Raw genomic sequence first — 17,428 nt, forward strand, 5'->3', positions numbered from 1 at the left:
TCACTCCTTGATCAGGGGCGGCTTTCCAGCTCGGCTACGCGTTTCTCCAGTGCTTCCAGACGTTCGCGGGTGCGCAGCAGTACTGTCTGCTGGGTCTCGAATTCCTCGCGACTGACGACATCCAGGCGGGAGAGCGCACTCTGCAGCATGGCCTTGAGCTGTTTTTCCACATCCGCCACGGGCAGGCCGTGCTCGCTGCTGAGCAATCGGGCAGCCTGACTGCCGACGGTATCCATCAGAACCTTGTGCAACATGGGCTTTCCACTTCCGTTGACCGGTGGGCCCGGCAGAGCCGGTAAAGGAGGCCAGTCTACCACTGCAGCCGGTGGCGCCCAAAACGGTGCGGTCGCAAAAAACGGTGCGCCAGTGCACGTTACTGGCGCAGCCCGCTTGAGGCTATGCACCGATATGGTGCGCCATTGTGGAGCAGAGGACGGGCGGTCAGCTCGCGTTTCGTCATATCCCGCTGTTTTTGAAGGAAAAAACAAAGTTGGCAGGGTTTCTGCTATGTCTCGAATGCAAAGTCCGATTTTAAAAGGCTTTAACTCGGCATAGACTTGTCCTGTCCCCCAGGGCAGTCCATCAAACGGGAGTAAATCGATGAAATTAGTAACGGCTGTTATCAAGCCATTCAAGCTGGACGACGTTCGGGAAGCCCTCTCCGAAATAGGCGTTCAGGGGATCACCGTGACCGAGGTCAAGGGATTCGGCCGGCAGAAAGGGCACACCGAGCTGTACCGCGGTGCCGAGTACGTGGTGGATTTCCTGCCCAAGGTAAAACTCGAGGTGGCGATCGGCGACGACATGCTTGACCGTGTCATCGAAGCCATCAGCAAGGCGGCCAATACCGGCAAGATCGGCGACGGCAAGATCTTCGTCGTGTCGCTGGAGCAGGCCATCCGTATCCGAACAGGTGAGACCGGCACTGACGCCATCTGACGCCTCGTTTCATCTCATGTTGTAACAAGCCTAACTGGGGGGCTTAGTTATGGAAGATATCGTACAGATCAAGTACGCGCTTGATACGTTCTACTTTCTCGTGTGCGCCGTGCTGGTAATGTGGATGGCATGCGGTTTTGCCATGCTCGAAGCCGGCCTGGTCCGCACCAAGAGCACTACTGAAATTCTCGCCAAGAACATCGCCCTGTTCGGCATTGCCTCGATCATGTACCTGCTGGTGGGCTACTACATCATGTACTCCTCCGACGGTGCGATATTCCCGAGCCTGGGAATGCTGATCGGCAGCGAGAACACGCTGGCTGACGTCACTGCCGGTGGGGATGATGCGCCCTACTACTCCGCCCGTGCCGACTTCTTCTTCCAGATCGTCTTCGCCGGTGCCTGCATGTCGATCGTCTCCGGTGCGGTGGCCGAGCGCATGAAGCTGTGGGCCTTCCTCGGCTTTGCGGTGATCATGACCGGCTTCATCTACCCGATCCAGGGTGCCTGGAGCTGGGGTGGCGGCTGGCTGAGCGAGCTGGGCTACTCCGACTACGCCGGTTCCGGTATCGTCCACATGGCCGGTGCTGCTGCCGCTCTGGCTGGTGTACTGCTGCTCGGTCCGCGTCAGGGCAAGTACGGTGCCAACGGTCAGATCAATGCCATCCCCGGCAGCAACCTGCCGCTGTCCACCCTGGGTATCTTCATCCTGTGGATGGGCTGGTTCGGTTTCAACGGTGGCTCCGAGCTGAAGATCTCCGACGTGGCTTCGGCCAACAACGTTGCCCAGGTCATGGTCAACACCAACCTGGCTGCCGCCGGTGGTCTGCTGGCTGCGATGGCCACGGCCCGGGTCCTGTTCGGCAAGACCGATCTGACCATGGTGCTCAACGGCGCCCTGGCCGGCCTGGTCTCCATCACCGCTGACCCGCTGTCGCCGTCCGCCCTGAGCGCAGTGCTCATCGGTGGTGTGGGTGGCATCATCGTGGTGCTCAGCGTGCTGGGTCTGGACCGCCTGAAGATCGACGATCCGGCTGGTGCCATCTCCGCCCACGGTTCCGCCGGTATCTGGGGTGTGCTGGCCGTGCCGCTGACCAATGCCGAGGCCGCCTTCAGCTCGCAGCTGATCGGTGTGCTGGCCATCTTCGGCTGGATCTTCCTCGCCAGTCTGCTGGTGTGGGGCATCATCAAGCTGATCATCGGCATCCGCGTCTCCGCCGAGGAGGAGTACCTGGGTGTGGATTCCGCCGAGTGTGGACTGGAAGCCTACCCCGAGTTCACCCTCAAGAAGTGATCCGCGGTTGCGGTAACGAAGGGCGCCCTCGGGCGCCCTTTGCATTTGCGGAAATACCAAACTTGCCCGGCAAGCGGCAGTCCAAGATTGCATCCACCCATCCACAGGGAGACACCGATGCAGACCGAAACCTACGACTACCTGCTGCAGTGGACCGGCGACCTGCACTCGATCATTGCCGACCGGCTCGAAGAGGCCATGACCCCGGAAACCGATCAGCGCACCCGCTGGCTGATGGAGTACATAGCCGGGCACGAGCGCGAGCTGGCTGCCACCGTGAGGCGCTACCGGGAACAGGCTGCCGAAGCCGCCAGCCGGACCTGGCTGTACGAACATATCGGCGAGGATGTGCCGCCCAACTCGCGCTGGGTGCTGCATTTCGACGGCATGGATGCGGAGCAGATCAGTGCGCGGGTCTTCGAACTGCATGGTCAGCTGATCGAGGTCTACACCTCGATGAAGGGGCGCGCGCCCATTCCCGCCGCGGAGGAGCTGATGGACAACATGCTCACTCTGGAGGAGGGCGCCACCCGGCGTCTGGCGGAACAGGCCGGGCGTTTGAACGAACTTTGATCGGCCCCCGGGCCGGGGATAAAAAAATCCTTCGCTACCTCTTTTCAAATCGCTCTGTTGCGCTATATATAGCCCGAGTTTTACGCGGAGGACTCGTATGAGCGAAGACGATATCGAAGATGATGATGACCTGCCGGAAGACGACCTCGACAACAGCAGTGTCGATGAAGTCGATGAGATGGAGGTTGAAGATGAACCGGCGGTGAAACCCCGCAAGAAGGCTGCTGCCCAGGAGGACCTCCTGGAAGGGATTTCACTGGAGGCCAAGCAGCGGGAGCGGGAGATGCTCGCCCGGCAGATGGAGGAGTTTCTTGCCCGCGGCGGGAAGGTCCAGCAGGTCGACAACAATGCGCTGGCCGATCCGCCGAAGAAGCCGGAGGGCAAGTACGGCAGTCGTCCTATCTGAGCTCAGAGCAGGGAGCGGCAGCGCTGGCTGCCCCTCCTCAACGGCCGGCAGGGAGTCCGGCCGCTGCTCCGCAGAGTGACCCGCATCAGCCCTGATAGGCTTTCAGCCAGTCGGGTATCTCGCTCAGGCAGCGCACTTCACCATGGGCGGGCTCCGCCCCGGTCCATTCCACCCCGAGCCGGTTGAACCACAGCGTATGCAGGCCGACCGCCCGTGCCCCGGCAACGTCATCCACCGGATGGTCACCGATATGCAGCGCCTGGGACGGCTCCACGCCGGCGCGCTCCAGGGCGGCAAGGAAGGGGGCAGGGTCGGGTTTGCTCAGACCCACCTCATCCGCTGACACTATCACCCGGAAGTACTTTTCCAGCCCCAGCCGCCGTACATCGGCATTGCCGTTGGAAATGGTCGCCAGCTGGTAGTGCCGGGCCAGCTCTTCCAGCAGGGGCTCGCAGTGGGGAAAGAAGGTCAGTGCATGGCGCGCCTCGAGGAACACCTCGAACCCGGCCAGGGCCAGTTCGCCGGCCTGCTCCGGGCTGTAGCCGGCCTTGCGCAGACCATGCTCCAGCACCGCAATGCGCAGGGCGGTTACCCGGTGACGCAATTCGGGGTTGACCGCCAGCACCTCTCCACGCAGGGCGCGACGCGCCTGCGCGTCGAACTGTCGGGTGAAACGGGGCGCATGGCGGTCCAGCCACTCCAGCAGGGTCTGCTCGGCGGCGGCCACCACCGGCTCGGTTTCCCACAGGGTATTGTCCAGATCGAAGGTCAACAGCTGGATCATGGTGCGGATCAGTCCTTGGTGCGGCGTCTGGCCCGGGGGTGCGCCTTGTCGTACACCTCGGCCAGATGCTGGAAGTTCAGATGAGTGTACACCTGGGTGGTGCTGATATCGCTGTGGCCGAGCAGCTCCTGCACGGCGCGCAGGTCTCCGGAGGATTCCAGCAGGTGACTGGCGAAGGAGTGGCGCAGCATGTGCGGGTGCAGATGCTGGCCGAGCTGCTCGATGCCGTAGCGGCGGACCCGCAGCTGGATGGCCCGGGTGGTCAGGCGTCGACCCTGCTGGCCGACAAACACCGGGTGCTCCGGTCCCGGCGTCTCCGGCCTCACCGCCAGCCAGCGTTGCAGGGCTTCGCGGGCCAGCCGACCAACCGGCAGAATGCGCGCCCGGCTGCCCTTGCCCATGACCCGCACCTCGCCCTGACGCAGGTCCAGCTGCGCCAGGTCCAGGCCCGCCAGCTCGGCCAGGCGCAGGCCGGAAGAGTAGAACAGCTCCAGCATCGCGTGGTCGCGCAGCGCCAGCCAGTCATCCTCCGCCGGCGGGCTGAGCAGCTGATTGGCCTGATCCACATCCAGCAGTCGCGGCAGGCGCTTGCCGACCTTGGGGGCACGCAGATCCAGCGCCGGGTTGTGGCGGCAGCAGCGTTCGCGGATGAGGAACTGGAACAGGGTGCGGATGGCGCTCAGCTCCCGTTGCAGGCTGCGTCCGGACAGGCCGCTCTGGTGCCGACTGGCGATGTACTGGCGCAGCAGGGCGTTGTCCACCCGGTTCCAGTCGTCGATCTGCCGCTCCTGGAGAAAGCGGCAGCAGCTGAGAAGGTCCCGCCGGTAGGCAGCAAGGGTATGCTCGGACAGCCGGCGCTCGCTGCGCAGATGGTCGAGAAAGCGCTCCAGTGCCGGCTGCAGCGGAGCGGTGGACATTATCGGGCCTGCAGCGCCGGTTGCGGCCGCTGGCGCATCAGGACACGGGCCAGGGCATCGGCGACATAGCTGAGGAACAGGGTGCCGGTGGCGCTGCGATACTGCTGCGGGTCACGGCTGCCCAGGGCCAGCACGCCGAGCAGTCCCTGATGCTGTATGGGAGCCAGAGCACAGGAGGTCACCTCGCTGCCCTGGTCGCCGAACAGGAACGCCAGCTCATGCTCGCGCAGCACCCCGCTCAGGGTCTTGCCGCTGTCCAGCAGGTGGCCGATGGCGCTGCGGGCTTCGGCGTGGGAAACGCAGCGGGTATTGCAGAAGCGCTGGGTCTCGGTGAACAGGATCAGGCTGACGAAGGGCACCTGGAAGTCGTCGCGCAGGCTGTCCTCGATGCTGGCGATCACCTCCTCGACGTCCGGCGCCTCGAGCAGGCGCAGGATCAGGCGGCGGCTCTTCTCGAACAGCCGGTCATTCTCCCGGGCCACGTCCATCAGTTCGCCCAGGCGGTGGCGCACATCGATGTTGCGCTCGCGCAGCAGCTTTACCTGACGCTCGACCAGTGACACGGCCTGCCCGGATTGGTGGGGGATCAGCAGATCGGCCAGCAGGTCGTCATGCTCAACGAAGAATGCCGGGTTCTGTCGCAGGTATTCGGCGACCTCGGCGGCGCTCAGTTGCGATGGGGAGGCTTTGCTCATACGCGTATCTGTCCTTCGTAGACCCGGCTGGCGGGGCCGGTCATCATCACCGGCTGACCCTCCCCAGCCCATTCGATTTTCAGGGTGCCACCGGGCAGGCGGATGTTGACCGGAGAGCGCAGCAGGCCCTGACGAATGCCGGCCACTGCGGCGGCGCAGGCGCCGGTACCACAGGCCAGGGTCTCGCCGGCCCCGCGCTCATGCACACGCAGCCGTGCGGTGTGGGCGTCGACCACCTGCAGGAAGCCCGCGTTGACCCGCTGGGGGAAGCGCGGGTGGTTCTCGATCAGCGGGCCGAGCTCCGGCACCGGGAAACTGTCCACATCATCGACCAGGGTGACGCAGTGCGGGTTGCCCATGGAGATGGCGGCCACCTCCAGAGTGCGGCCGTCCACTTCCAGCGGGTAGGTCAGGGCCTGAACCTCGGCCTGGAAGGGGATCTCCGCCGGTCTGAGCCGCGGCACGCCCATGTTCACCGTGACCTGACCATCCCGGCGCACATGCAGGGTGATGCGCCCGGCGGCGGTCTCCACCTCGATGCGCGACTTGGCCGTCAGGCGCTTGTCCTGGACGAAACGGGCGAAGCAACGGGCACCGTTGCCGCACTGCTCCACTTCGCTGCCATCGGCATTGAAGATGCGATAGCGGAAGTCCACATCCGGATCGCCCGGCGGCTCGACCACCAGCAACTGGTCGAAGCCCACGCCGAAGTGCCGGTCACTCCACTGACGTATCAGTTTCGGACTCAGCTGGGCGTGCTGGGTCACCAGGTCGATGACCATGAAGTCGTTGCCCAGCCCGTGCATCTTGGTGAAGCGCAGCAGCATCTCAGGCCTCGGGCAGCAGGGACTCGCCGGCAAACAGTTCCGCGACTGTCTCCCGACGGCGCACCAGATGGGTGACGGAATCCTCGACCATCACTTCGGTGGCGCGGGGGCGGGAGTTGTAGTTGGAACTCATCACGAAGCCGTAGGCGCCGGCCGAGCGTACCGCCAGCAGATCGCCCTCGGCCAGGGCCAGTTCCCGGTCCTTGCCGAGGAAGTCGCCGGTCTCGCATACCGGGCCGACCAGATCCCAGTTCAGGGTGGGCACATCGTCCCGCGGACGCACTGCGTCGATACCCATCCAGGCGCTGTAGAGCGCCGGGCGGATCAGGTCGTTCATGGCCGCGTCGATGATGGCGAAATTCTTGTGTCCGGTGGGCTTGAGCAGGTTGACCCGGGTCAGCAGCACGCCGGCATTGGCGACGATCGATCGGCCCGGCTCGAACAGCAGGGTCAGATCGCGCCCGGCAACCTTCTCGCGCACACGGCCCAGATATTCGCCGGGCGTCGGCGGTGTCTCGTTCTGATAGGTCACCCCCAGGCCGCCGCCCAGATCCAGATGGCGTACCTGAATGCCTTCCTCGGCCAGCTGATCGATCAGCACCAGCATGCGGTCCAGGGCGTCGAGCAGCGGGGTGTCATCGGTCAGCTGCGAGCCGATGTGGCAGTCCGCGCCCTGGATGTCCAGGTTGGGCAGGCTGGCAGCGCGGCGATAGATGGCAACGGCCTGGGCGATGTCGATGCCGAACTTGTTTTCCTTGAGCCCGGTGGAGATGTAGGGGTGGGTCATGGCGTCCACGTCGGGGTTGACGCGCAGGGACACCGGCGCCTTGACGCCCAGCTCGGCGGCCACCTTCTGCAGCCGCTCGAGCTCGGCGGCGGATTCCACGTTGAAGCACTTGATGCCCACCTGCAACGCCCGGCGCATCTCCTCCTCGGTCTTGCCCAGACCGGAGAACACCACCCGATCGGCCCGGCCACCGGCCGCCAGCACCCGTTCCAGCTCGCCCCCGGAGACGATATCGAAGCCGGCACCCAGGCGGGCGAGCACGTTCAGCACGCCCAGGTTGGAGTTGGCCTTGACCGCAAAGCACACCAGATGGGGTACGCCGTCCAGCGCCTGATCCCAGGCCAGGTAGGCCTGCTCTATGGCGCGGCGGGAGTAGACGTAGCAGGGAGTGCCGTATTGCGCGGCGATGCTGGACAGGGCAACGTTTTCGGCGTGCAGCTCGCCGTTGCGGTATTGGAATTCACTCATGCAGGCTTTCAGTTTTCCGTGGGTTGCTGAATCAGGGCTTCGCGCGCGGGATCAACCGGCTGGCCGTCTGTTTCTTCGGGCAGGTAGAGGGGGCCTTTCTGACCACAGCCAGCCAGCAACAGCAGCACAAGGAACGCTCCGAGGGATCGTTTCATGATGGAACTCCGGAAGATGAGCGGAAGATGCAGGCAGTATACCGAGCCTGACTGCCAGACGCATCTGCCGCGGACAGGGCATGACTGTCTGCTGCCGTGGGCAGCAGGGAAGTGATTGAAGCGTGGAGACCGGGGGCCGGAGCCCCGGTGCGGGTTCAGGTACGCAGTATGGTCAGCAGCGACTGGGCGTGCTCGGCGGCCTCCAGCCCCAGGCTGGTCAGATAGCCACCGTCTTCCATGGTGATCAGGCCGCGCTGGAAAAGGCGCTCGGCGGCGGCGACTACCTGGGGCGCAGCGCTGCCCTGGTGAATCTTGAGGCCCTCGTGGGTGTTGGCCAGATTGAACTGGGCCAGCAGGTTGATATCGTCAACATCATCGGCAGTCAGGGTCATTGAGGCGCCTCGCTGTGGTGGGAGTCCTGCTGGCAGTCTAGCCGCAAACCACAGCGAAGGGGCAAATGACAGCTTGTCGCACGGTGGCATATTCATCAGTGTGATGGACTGGAAATGGGGCGTCCCGCCGGGTGACACTGGCAGGCCCATGACAACGACAGAACAAGGAATCCATCCCATGCTGCGACTTCACGGCTTTGCGGTGAGCAACTACTTCAACATGGTCAAGCTGGCGCTGCTGGAAAAGGGCATCCCCTTCGAGATCAATACGGTGCGCGGCAACCAGAGCCCCGAGTTCCTGGCCATCAGCCCTCGGGGCAAGGTGCCCTGCCTGGAAACCGAGCAGGGTTTCATCAACGAAACCAACGTCATTCTGGAATACATCGAGGAAACCCAGGGTGGCAAGCCGCTGCTGCCGAGCGATCCCTACGAGCGGGCGCGGGTCCGGGCGCTGACCAAGGAAATCGAGCTGTACATCGAACTGCCGGCACGCACCTGCTATCCCGAGGTGTTCTTCGGTGGCAAGGTCGACCCCGCCATCCGGGAAAAGGCCCGGGAGGAACTGCTGGCCGGCGTCGCCGCCCTGCGCCGGCACGGCAGCTTCGCGCCCTATGTGGCCGGCAGCGAGATGACCATTGCCGATCTGATGTTCCTCTACAGCATCGACCTGGCCCGGGCGGTCGGCAAGAAGCTGTTCGGCGTGGATCTGCTGGGTGACTGGCCGGAGGCCAAGGCGCTGCTGGACCTGCTGGCGCAGAATCCCCATGTACAGCGTATCGAAGCGGACAAGAAGGCGGAAATGGCAGCCTTCATCGCCGCCATGGGAGACAAGGCCAGGGGCTGATCCCGGTACCGGGGCCGGGCGGGCAGAGCGCGCCGCCCAGCCCCCGGGTGATCATCAGTCGCGCATGTCGCCGAAGCGCTCGTCCTTGCGGAACACCAGCGGCTGGGTGAAGCCGGGAATGCTGATCTGCTCCGGGGTGATGCGGATCTGACTGTCGTCGATCATGTCGTTGCCGAAGTTGTAGATCACGTCCAGCTCTCCAAACATCGCCCGCTGCTCGTAGGCGGCGGCCACCTCGCGGGTATGCTCGCGGCGCCGCTGATAATCGGCGAAACGTTCTTCCCCGTAGCGGCGGCGCAGCATGCGCTCCACCGGCTGCGGTCCCAGTACCACGGCGCTGGCGTTGTTGCCGCCGAAGCCCTTGGAGTTGATGAAGCACACCTGCACCGGGTTGTCCGCGCGGGAAACGTCGGTGGTGCTGAAGCGCAGGTGCTGCTGGTAGACGTCATCGGCAATGCGGTCGATGGTCTTGATTCCCGGCAGCAGCTGGTAGCGGAAGCTGCCCAGGGCCGAGATCAGCTGGTCGGCGCTGGCGCTGGCCAGCGAGTGACCGACGAAGGCCTTGACCGCGACCACCGGCAGATCCTCGATGCCGAAGGCGTCGGCTACCTCATCCAGCAGCTGCGACTCGGTCACCCGGTTGGCCGGGGTACTGGAGCCGTGGGCATGCACGAAGCTGCCCCGGCGTACCGCATCGGGTCCGAGGATCTGCATGGCGCTGTGTACCGCACGGGCCATGGTCAGGTAGTTGCCCGGACCGGGGGCGGAGATGGATTTCTTGAAGCCGTCGGCGGAGACGAAGACGTCCGGCACGGCGCCATGGATGTCGGCACCCAGTTCCAGCGCCAGTTCATCGTCCATCAGCAGCACGAACTGGCCCGACTCGGCCAGGGTGAAGCCGCAGTTCTGACTGAAGGGGCGGCTGGCCCGGCGGAAGTCCACCTCATCCCGACCTTCGATCAGGCGCAGACCCTCCTCGGTGGCCAGGGCGCTCATGGCGCCGTAGCCCTCGATGCATTCCTGGGTGATGGGCGCTTCACTGCTGCCGACCAGGGCTACCCTGGCGCGGCCGCTGCCGATCATTTCGATACCCTTCTGCAGGTTGTACAGGAAGCTGGCGCAGGCGCCGGTGACCGCGCCCGTGGTGCCGACGCTGCCCAGTACATAGGCGTTGATGAAGTCGGCCGGCATGCTGTTCAGACCCAGCGCCAGCTGCTTGGCGCTGACCCTGTGGCCCTTGAGCCGGGACTGCATCATGCCGCCGAAGCTGAATTCGTCCAGCTGGCTCATGATGCTGCTGGAGAACACCGCCACCTCGTCGGGCTGCACCCGCTCCATGATCTGCTGCCAGGACAGGCCGCTGGAATGCAGGGCGTCGGCGGCGGCGACGATCGTCAGTTGCAGGCCCCGGGGGTGAAAACGCGAGTTGTAGTGCTCGCCCGGCTCGAAGCCGCTGGGCAGCTGGCCGGCGGACTTGACCGCCAGTTCGCGGTAGCTGTCGACCTTGATTTCACAGTGGGCGGCGATGCTCACCCGCACCTCGTTGCCCTCCAGCGGCTCGACGCTCCAGCCCTCGGGCAGGGGTTCGGGCAGCTGCCTGGCCAGGGTGGTGAAGGTCATCGGCGCTGCGCCCGGATCGACCGGAAGCACCTTGTGCCAGTGGGCGGCATCCACGTCCAGGTGGCGCTTTTCGATACGCCGCACCAGGGTGCTGTCGAGGATCTGCTGGCCGAAACGCTGCTCGATGTCGGCCGGGGTCAGGCTGGCACCGGCGTCATCCACATAGCGTCCGTCCTCGACCCGTACCAGCTTCATCAGCACAGCCAGACCGGTCAGGGTCTGCTGACGCTCCTCTGGGGAAAGGGATTCGATCACCGTGCGGCGGAAGGCATGGTGGAACGAACTGCGGCCGGCGGCATTGTAGCCGCCGAAACCGACGATGACCGGCAAACGCGACATCTCGCAAGACTCCTCGCTGGGTCCGCATGGCGGTGCTCCATGGCCCGCCATGACCAGAGCGGGCCCTCGGGCCCGCCGGACGTTATCCAAATTAGCTTAGCTGACGAGGAATGTAACCGACCGGTCACATGTAGACCATGCTGTCACCGTGATTTTTTATCGGTGACAGCAGGCAGTGCCAGTGATTATGCGGTCTGGCGCAGGGCGTTGCCGAGGATATCCACCAGCCGGTCGATCTGCTCGCGCTCTATGGTCAGGGGCGGTGACAGGGCAATGATGTCGCCGGTGCAGCGCACCATGAGGCCATCCCAGAAGCTGCGCTCGAACACCTCGTAGCCACGGCTGCCCGGGGCATTGTCCCGGCTGGCCAGATGCACGGCGCCGACCAGGCCGGTGTTGCGGATATCGATCACGTTGGGATGACCGGCCAGGCTGTGCAGTGCCTCCTGCCAGTAGGTTTCCAGCTCTGCGGCGCGGGTCAGCAGGCCCTCCCGGGCATAGATGTCCAGGGTCGCCAGCGCGGCGGCGGCGGCCACCGGGTGACCGGAGTAGGTGTAGCCGTGGAAGAATTCGATCTGACCCTCCGGGCCCTGCATCAGCGCTTCCTGCAGCTCCCCGTCGAGCAGCACGGCGCCCATGGGAATGGCGCCGTTGGTCAGACCCTTGGCGACGGTCATGAGGTCCGGCGTCACGCCCCAGCGCTGGGAAGCAAAGGGCGCGCCGACACGACCGAAGCCGGTGATCACCTCGTCGAAGATCAGCAGGATGCCATGTTTGCGGGTGATCTCCCGCAGCCGTTGCAGGTAGCCGACCGGCGGCAGGATGACACCGGCCGAGCCGGACATGGGCTCGACGATGACCGCAGCGATGTTCTCGGCGCCATGCAGGGTCACCAGCCGCTCCAGCTGATCCGCCAGCTCCGCACCCTGTGCCGGCAGTCCCCGGGTGAAGGCATTGTTCTGTACATCCAGGGTATGCGGCAGGTGGTCTACATGGGGCAGGGTGGTGTAGGCGCGGCGGTTGTTGGGAATGCCGCCGACCGAGATGCCGCCGAAGCCGACGCCGTGGTAGGCCAGCTCCCGGCCGATGAGCATGCGCCTTGTGCCCTCTCCCCGGGCGCGATGGTAGGCCAGGGCGATCTTCAGTGCGGTGTCCACCGACTCCGATCCGGAATTGGTGAAGAACACCCGGTTGAGTCCGGCCGGGGCTATTTCCGCGAGGCGTTCGGCCAGCTCGAAGGGCAGCGGGTGGCCCATCTGGAAGGTCGGGGCAAAATCCATCTGACTGATCTGGCGGCTTACCGCCTCGGCGATTTCCCGCCGCCCATGACCTGCATTGCAGCACCACAGCCCGGCCGTGCCATCGAGTATCTGCCGTCCCTGCACATCCGTGTAGTAGAGTCCTTCGGCACTCTGCAGCATGCGCGGACGTGCCTTGAACTGGCGGTTGGCGGTGAAGGGCATCCAGAAGCTGTCGAGATCGGCAGCCTGGGACAGCGGTTTGGTGGCCAGCGGGCTATTCATGATGACACCGTCCTGCGGTCTGTGTTTGTTATGTTTGACTGGCAGTCTATGTCAAATAAAACAAACAGGAAAGCCGGGTGCATGCCTCCCGTCGGCGTATCCGCAGTTGGGTAGGTAAAGCATAAGCAGGCTCGCATCCTGGCGGCCGATGGGACGCCGGCGCGAGAGCTTTTGGCTGTAAAATATATTGAATGTTTTTCCGGGCCGGCGTATGTTTTTCCGCCCTTGGTGAACGGAAGACGATCGATGCGTTGGAGTACCTACTGGATTGTGACCCTGGCAGTGGTGGTGGTCGGCCTGGCGATGGGCGTGACCCTGCCGCTGGTATCCCTGCGCCTGGACCACTGGGGTTACGATGCCTTCGCCATCGGGGTGATGGCCGCGATGCCGGCCATTGGCATCCTGCTCGGGGCGCGGCTGGCCGGGCGCCTGGCCGGCCGACTGGGCTCCGAACGCTGCATGCGGCTGATGCTGGTGATGGCGGCCTTCTCCGTCGGCCTGCTGACGGTGCTGCCCAACTACTGGGTCTGGCTGATTCTGCGGTTGCTGCTGGGCGGCAGCCTGACCATCATCTTCATTCTCGGCGAAAGCTGGATCAACCAGCTGGTGGTCGACCGTCTGCGTGGGCGGCTGGTGGCGGTGTATGGCAGCGCCTTTGCTGTCAGCCAGCTGTGCGGCCCCTTGATACTGGGTGTGCTGGGTACGGTTTCGGATGCGGGTTTCTGGCTGTCCATTACCCTGCTGTTGCTGGGTGTGGCGGTGCTCTGGCAGGTGGATGGCGCGCCCCAGATCAATGCCCGCAGCGCCTCGGGCGGCGGAGTGATGGGGTTTGTGCGCCGGATGCCCGCCGTGGCGTGGGCGGTGATGCTGTTTGCCTGCTTCGAGGCCATGACCCTGACCCTGTTGCCGGTCTATCTGATACGCGAGGGCTTTGCCCAGACCCTGGCGCTGCTGATGGTCAGCAGCGTGGTGCTGGGCGACGCCGTGCTGCAACTGCCGATCGGCTGGCTGGCCGACAAGGTGCAGCGCACTACCCTGTTCCGCTGTTGCGGGGTGGTGCTGCTGGTCAGCAGTCTGGCGATCCCGCTGGTGCTGCACAGCGTATTCATCTGGCCCGCTCTGGTACTGTTCGGCGCCAGCGCCGGCGGTCTGTATACCCTTTCACTGATTCTGGTGGGTCAGCGCTTCCGTGATGATGCGCTGGTGCGAGCCAATGCCCATATCGCGCTGTTGTGGGGGTTCGGCTGTCTGCTCGGGCCGTTCAGCACCGGTGCCGCCAGTCGCTGGCTGAGCAGCCATGCGCTGCCCTGGTTGATGGCCGGCATGGCGGTGGTGTTCCTGGTACTGGCGTTGCGGCGCGGCGCGTTCGATGCGGTGCTGGTGCGACGGGAGTAGGGCAGGGAGCGGGCGCCGCGCTAGCCAGTCCCTTCGCCCCGGGGTCGGGGCTCCCACAGTTGGTGGGGCGGGCCTCGGTTGGCTCAGCGCCACTGGTACTGCAGACCGAGGCCGACCAGCCAGTTGCGACCGGGAGCGGGTTCGTAATAGCGGTCGCCTGAGCCGTTGACGATCAGTGAGCCGATATAGTCCCGGTCGGTGAGGTTATCCAGCCGGGCAAAGGGTTCAAGGGTGACGTTGCCCAGGTTGTGCTGATAACCGGCCCGCCAGTTGAAAACCGTATAGCCCGAGGCCTTGTGCAGGTTGTTGTCGGTGGCATAGCGCTTGCTCATGCCCTGGGCCTCGATGGCGGTGTGAAAACCGGTGTTCTCCGGATGCCAGGCCAGTTCGGCAAAGAAACTGTGGCGGGGAATGCCGGGCAGGTGCCTGCCTGCGTGGCTGACCGGGGCCTGGGCCTGGTCCACGGTGTTGAAACGCTCGTATTGGGCGTGAAGGTAGCTGTAGGCCAGATAGGCGCTCAACCCGTGGTCGAACTGCTGCTCCAGGCTCAGCTCGATGCCGCGGCGGGTCGAGCGGCCGGCGTTGGTATAGAAATTCCGGTTGACAAAGTTTTCATCGATTTGGATACGGCCGCCGGTGACTATCTCATCCTTGACCCGGCTCTCGAACAGTGCCAGATCCACACGGGTGCGCTCGGTACGCCATTTCAGCCCGACCTCGGCGTTGCGTGACACGCTGGGCTTGAGCGACGGGTTCATCCCTGCGCCGTCCGGGCGATAGGCCAGCTCCTGAAAGGTCGGCGTCTCGAACCCCTGACCCAGTGCCGCGTACAGGCTCAGCTGCGGGGTCCAGTTCCAGTTCAGGCCGATCGCCGGGTTGGCCCTCTGACTGCGGGTGTGGCCGCTGTCATCCTGACCGTCGGCCAGAAAGTCATCGTCGGAGTCGAACTCGACCCTGGTGTGGCGCAGCCCGGCAACCAGCTCCCAGCGCGGCGCCAGTTGCCAGGTGCTGATCAGATAGGCTTCCTGGCTGTCCACGGCGTTGAACTCGTTGCGCATCAGTCCGCCCTTGAGTCCCTGTTCGTTGACGAAGCCTTTGCGCTGCTCGCCCTGATAGTGGTAGGCGATGCCGGCGGCCAGGGTGACCGGCAGATCGAACAGTCGGGTGTCGCGCTGCCAGCCCAGCTCACCGCCACCGAAGCGGCGGTCCAGCTCGATCACGCCGCCGCCGGCACCGGGGTTGCCGCCGGAGAAGCCGAGGAACTGCTGCATGTCCCGCTCGCCGCCGTAGACCATCAGCGTGAGCAGGTCGTCATTGCCCAGGCGCCGCTGGTAGTTGATACCCGCCTGGTTATGGGTGACGGATTTGCGGGTGTCGAAGGTCTCTGCCTGCGGCGGTGCCTGGCGCCGGTCCTGGCGCAGCTGGTCCCGGGTCAGTCCGAGGGGGTCCTGGGTGCCGGGCTGGTGCAGGCTGTTGATCAGCAGGGTCAGGCTGGAGGCATCGTCCAGATCCCAGCCCAGGCGCAGGTTGGCTATGTCACGGCGGGTCTCGCTGTGATCGCGATAACCGTCGGTTTCCAGCCGTGACACATTGGCGCTGATGTTCAGATCGCCATGCTGGCCGCCATAGCGCAGGCGGGAGCGCCACAGGCCGTCGCTGCCGATCAGGGTGCGGGTATCCAGGGTGGGGCGAAAGGGTGCCTCGCCGGTGTAGCCCTGGATGATGCCGCCCGAGGCATTGCCGTACAGGGTAGTGAGCGGGCCGCGCAGTACCTCGATGCGCTGCAGGCCGTCCAGATCGAACAGCGCAGGCTGCCCCTGGCCGTCAGGCATGGTCAGCGGGATGCCGTCCTGCACCAGGCGCACGCCGCGCACCCCGAACTGGGAGCGGGCGCCGAAGCCGCGGGAGGAGATCTGCAGGTCCTGGGCGTAATTCTGACGATTCAGGGCAACCAGTCCGGGCACCCGCTGCAGCGGTTCCGACAGGTTGGCCCCGGCATTGGCGGCGTGGATGCGCTCGCTGTCGATGGTGTGCCGGGCCAGCGGCAAACCCAGGTCCTGGCCGTCATTACCGCCGCCGAGTATGGTCTGGGCGGGCAGGCTCAGGGGCTCGGCCGCATGGAGAAGGCCGCTCAGCAGACTGAGGCTGGCGGCGGACAGGGTGTGGTACAGCCGGGGCATGGCACTCTCTCAGCATGCCGAGGATGATCGGCGGGAATCGGGGCTGCCCCGGCCTGGATGGATGGGCCAGCCATGGTGGCACGAGCTTAGTTTTCGTCCCTGCTGCAGGCAAATATCTGCTCCAGCGGCGGCAGCGGCGTCTCGCTGGACGAAGGCATGTCAGCGTCGGTCTGCAGCTGGAAATGTTCCAGCGGGGCGTTATCCCGGTCGTCCTGTTCGAATACCGGCGGGCTGAACACGTAGGAGATCAGCAGCCGGGTCAGGGCCTCGAGACTGTCCCTGTGGGTGCGTTCGTAGCCGTGGGTGGCGTCGGTACCGAAGGCAATCAATGCCACACGGGTGTCGTTACCGGCGCGCACCGCGGATTCGGCATCGCTGTGGTAGTAGCGGAACAGGTCCCGGCGTACCGGTATCTGCTCACGCTGGCACAGGTGCAGCAGGTGGCGGCTCAGGTGGTAGTCATAGGGTCCGCTGGAATCCTGCATGCACAGGGTCACCGCATGCTCGGTCGAGGACTGGCCGGGGGCAACCGGGGCGATGTCCACGCCGACGAACTCGCTGACATCCCAGGGCAGGGCGCCGGCGGCGCCGGAGCCGGTTTCCTCGGTGATGGTGAACAGCGGATGGCAGTCCATGGGCAGGGTGCGGCCGCTGTCGACCACATACTTGATGGCGGTGAGCATGGCCGCCGCCCCGGCCTTGTTGTCCAAGTGGCGGGCGCTGATGTAACCGTTGTCGGTGAACTCCGGCAGCGGATCGAAGGCGACGAAGTCACCCACGCCTATGCCCTGGGCTTCGGTCTCGGCCCGGCTGTTGCTGAGGATGTCCAGCCGCAGCTCGACCGTATCCCAGCTCACCGGCAGGCTGTCGACCTCGGTGTTGAAGGCATGCCCGGAGGCCATCAGCGGCAGCACGCTGCCTCGCCAGCAGCCGCTTTCGCTGAACACGCTGACCCGGCTGCCCTCGGCGAAGCGGCTCGACCAGCAGCCCACCGGGGCCAGTTTGAGACGGCCGTTATCCTTGACCTCGCTGACCATGGCGCCGACGGTGTCCAGATGACTGGCGATGGCCCGGTCCGGGCTGTTCTGGCGACCGGCCAGGGTGGCGCGAATGGTGCCGCGGCGGGTCAGTTCATAGGGCACGCCGAGGGTGTCCAGATGTTCGGCGACATAGCGCACTATGCCGTCGGTGAAGCCGGTGGGACAGGGGATGGCGAGCATTTCCAGCAGTACCTGACGCAGGTACTGCATGTCGGGGCCGTGTTCACTGGGCATGATTAACCTCCCTGGG

General features: G+C 64.9%; 18 protein-coding genes. 6 read left to right on the forward strand and 12 right to left on the reverse strand.

From position 1 onward, the window contains the following. Positions 1-11: 11 nt before the first annotated feature. The gene (locus VF673_RS03720; protein WP_090538932.1) at positions 12-254 is read right to left on the reverse strand and encodes an accessory factor UbiK family protein; all 243 of its coding nucleotides are present in this window, start codon (positions 252-254) and stop codon (positions 12-14) included. 346 nt (positions 255-600) lie between these two features. Between VF673_RS03720 and glnK the strand changes: the two genes are divergently transcribed. The 4 genes from glnK to VF673_RS03740 all read left to right on the forward strand — a co-directional run bounded on the left by glnK (position 601) and on the right by VF673_RS03740 (position 3,212). Continuing rightward, complete coding sequence (gene glnK, locus VF673_RS03725; protein WP_090538931.1) at positions 601-939, forward strand: P-II family nitrogen regulator; 339 nt, start codon at positions 601-603, stop codon at positions 937-939. Positions 940-988: 49 nt separating this feature from the next. Next, the gene (gene amt, locus VF673_RS03730) at positions 989-2,233 is read left to right on the forward strand and encodes an ammonium transporter (RefSeq protein WP_440290943.1); all 1,245 of its coding nucleotides are present in this window, start codon (positions 989-991) and stop codon (positions 2,231-2,233) included. A 117-nt stretch (positions 2,234-2,350) separates the two neighbouring features. Further along, entirely contained in the window at positions 2,351-2,806 is a 456-nt protein-coding gene (locus tag VF673_RS03735) for a hypothetical protein (RefSeq protein WP_440290944.1), read from the forward strand. A 97-nt stretch (positions 2,807-2,903) separates the two neighbouring features. Next, positions 2,904-3,212 (forward strand): transcriptional regulator SutA, encoded by a 309-nt coding sequence (locus VF673_RS03740; protein WP_440290945.1) that lies wholly within the window; start codon positions 2,904-2,906, stop codon positions 3,210-3,212. Between the two features lie 85 nt (positions 3,213-3,297). Here the strand turns inward: VF673_RS03740 and VF673_RS03745 are convergent, their stop codons facing one another. The 7 genes from VF673_RS03745 to VF673_RS03775 all read right to left on the reverse strand — a co-directional run bounded on the left by VF673_RS03745 (position 3,298) and on the right by VF673_RS03775 (position 8,237). Next, a complete protein-coding gene (locus VF673_RS03745) occupies positions 3,298-3,996 on the reverse strand; it encodes an HAD family hydrolase (protein ID WP_440290946.1) in 699 nt (232 codons plus the stop codon). An 8-nt stretch (positions 3,997-4,004) separates the two neighbouring features. Beyond that, on the reverse strand, positions 4,005-4,898 hold the full coding sequence (gene xerC / locus VF673_RS03750) for a tyrosine recombinase XerC (RefSeq protein ID WP_090538963.1): 894 nt from the start codon (positions 4,896-4,898) through the stop codon (positions 4,005-4,007). Between the two features lie 14 nt (positions 4,899-4,912). Continuing rightward, the gene (locus tag VF673_RS03755; protein ID WP_440290947.1) at positions 4,913-5,608 is read right to left on the reverse strand and encodes a DUF484 family protein; all 696 of its coding nucleotides are present in this window, start codon (positions 5,606-5,608) and stop codon (positions 4,913-4,915) included. Further along, positions 5,605-6,435, reverse strand: a complete 831-nt coding sequence (dapF, locus tag VF673_RS03760; RefSeq protein WP_273125351.1) for a diaminopimelate epimerase — start codon at positions 6,433-6,435, stop codon at positions 5,605-5,607. The genes VF673_RS03755 and dapF overlap by 4 nt, the downstream gene beginning before the upstream one ends. A 1-nt stretch (position 6,436) precedes the next feature. Next, positions 6,437-7,690 (reverse strand): diaminopimelate decarboxylase, encoded by a 1,254-nt coding sequence (gene lysA / locus VF673_RS03765; protein WP_440290948.1) that lies wholly within the window; start codon positions 7,688-7,690, stop codon positions 6,437-6,439. An 8-nt stretch (positions 7,691-7,698) separates the two neighbouring features. Further along, positions 7,699-7,845, reverse strand: a complete 147-nt coding sequence (gene lptM, locus VF673_RS03770) for an LPS translocon maturation chaperone LptM (protein WP_090538914.1) — start codon at positions 7,843-7,845, stop codon at positions 7,699-7,701. Positions 7,846-8,000: 155 nt separating this feature from the next. Further along, the gene (locus VF673_RS03775) at positions 8,001-8,237 is read right to left on the reverse strand and encodes a TIGR02647 family protein (RefSeq protein WP_440290949.1); all 237 of its coding nucleotides are present in this window, start codon (positions 8,235-8,237) and stop codon (positions 8,001-8,003) included. Positions 8,238-8,415: 178 nt separating this feature from the next. Here VF673_RS03775 and VF673_RS03780 point away from each other — a divergent pair, with 178 nt between their 5' ends. Beyond that, on the forward strand, positions 8,416-9,081 hold the full coding sequence (locus tag VF673_RS03780; protein WP_090538911.1) for a glutathione S-transferase family protein: 666 nt from the start codon (positions 8,416-8,418) through the stop codon (positions 9,079-9,081). Between the two features lie 54 nt (positions 9,082-9,135). Here VF673_RS03780 and VF673_RS03785 read toward each other — a convergent pair whose 3' ends face one another. Together VF673_RS03785 and VF673_RS03790 are read right to left on the reverse strand one after the other, a co-directional pair. Then, the gene (locus tag VF673_RS03785; RefSeq protein WP_440290950.1) at positions 9,136-11,040 is read right to left on the reverse strand and encodes a beta-ketoacyl synthase; all 1,905 of its coding nucleotides are present in this window, start codon (positions 11,038-11,040) and stop codon (positions 9,136-9,138) included. Between the two features lie 185 nt (positions 11,041-11,225). Next, the gene (locus VF673_RS03790) at positions 11,226-12,563 is read right to left on the reverse strand and encodes an aspartate aminotransferase family protein (RefSeq protein ID WP_440290951.1); all 1,338 of its coding nucleotides are present in this window, start codon (positions 12,561-12,563) and stop codon (positions 11,226-11,228) included. A 246-nt stretch (positions 12,564-12,809) separates the two neighbouring features. On the opposite strand from VF673_RS03790, the gene VF673_RS03795 reads away from it, so the two are divergent. Then, entirely contained in the window at positions 12,810-13,958 is a 1,149-nt protein-coding gene (locus tag VF673_RS03795; RefSeq protein WP_440290952.1) for an MFS transporter, read from the forward strand. Positions 13,959-14,041: 83 nt separating this feature from the next. On the opposite strand, the gene VF673_RS03800 is transcribed toward VF673_RS03795, so the two are convergent. After that, the gene (locus tag VF673_RS03800; protein WP_440290953.1) at positions 14,042-16,138 is read right to left on the reverse strand and encodes a TonB-dependent receptor family protein; all 2,097 of its coding nucleotides are present in this window, start codon (positions 16,136-16,138) and stop codon (positions 14,042-14,044) included. A gap of 86 nt (positions 16,139-16,224) precedes the next feature. Further along, entirely contained in the window at positions 16,225-17,412 is a 1,188-nt protein-coding gene (locus tag VF673_RS03805; protein WP_440290954.1) for an osmoprotectant NAGGN system M42 family peptidase, read from the reverse strand. Positions 17,413-17,428 lie beyond the last annotated feature (16 nt).

Origin of the sequence: Halopseudomonas sp. Lyrl_26, from assembly GCF_051948695.1 — a bacterium.
Lineage (GTDB): Bacteria > Pseudomonadota > Gammaproteobacteria > Pseudomonadales > Pseudomonadaceae > Halopseudomonas > Halopseudomonas formosensis.